Annotated in this window: 1 pseudogene; it reads right to left on the bottom strand. The window is 69.8% G+C overall.

Annotated elements, in window-relative coordinates:
* Window positions 1–857 (bottom strand): annotated as a pseudogene (locus tag G6W55_RS37915) (excinuclease ABC subunit A); the annotation flags it as partial.

The following is an 857-nucleotide window of genomic DNA, read 5'->3' as shown; positions in this document are numbered from 1 at the left end:
GTGTAGACCCGCTCGCGGCCGTAGCGGTTGCGGTAGCGGACCTCGATCTGGGTCTTGTGGCCGTACAGCAGGGCCTTCCTGGCGCGCTGCGGCAGCCCGGCGAAGGGGATGTCCGTACGGAAGCCCAGCGCGTCCGCGAGGGCGCCGACGAGCCGGCCGAAGTAGTCCTTGGTGTGGCCGTGCGACCAGGGGTGGATGGCGCCCTCGTCGAGCGACTTGTCCTCGTCGGGGACGATCAGCTCGGGGTCGACCTCCATGCGCGTGCCGATGCCGGTGCATTCGGGGCAGGCGCCGAAGGGCGAGTTGAAGGAGAAGGAGCGCGGCTCCAGCTCCTCGAAGGACAGGTCGTCGTACGGGCAGTACAGGTGCTCGGAGTACATGCGCTCGCGCTCGGGGTCGTCCTCGGGGAGGTCGACGAAGTCGAGCACGACCATGCCGCCGGACAGGCCGAGGGCCGTCTCGACGGAGTCGGTGAGCCGACGCTTGGCGGACTCCTTCACCGTGAGACGGTCGACGACCACCTCGATGGTGTGCTTCTCCTGCTTCTTCAGGGTGGGCGGGCTGGAGAGCTGGACGGTCTCGCCGTCCACCCGCGCGCGGGAGTAGCCCTTGGTCTGGAGGTCGGCGAACAGATCGACGAACTCGCCCTTGCGCCCGCGCACGAGCGGCGACAGCACCTGGAAGCGGCTGCCCTCGGGCAGCTCCAGGACGCGGTCCACGATGGCCTGCGGCGACTGCCGCGAGATCGGGCGGCCGCACTCGGGGCAGTGCGGCTTGCCGATGCGCGCGAAGAGCAGGCGCAGGTAGTCGTAGACCTCGGTGATGGTGCCGACCGTGGAGCGCGGGTTGCGCGAGGT

Origin of the sequence: Streptomyces sp. CAI-85, from assembly GCF_013363615.1 — a bacterium.
Classification (GTDB): Bacteria; Actinomycetota; Actinomycetes; order Streptomycetales; family Streptomycetaceae; genus Streptomyces; species Streptomyces antibioticus_B.
This window is presented reverse-complemented; position numbering and strand designations above follow the sequence as displayed.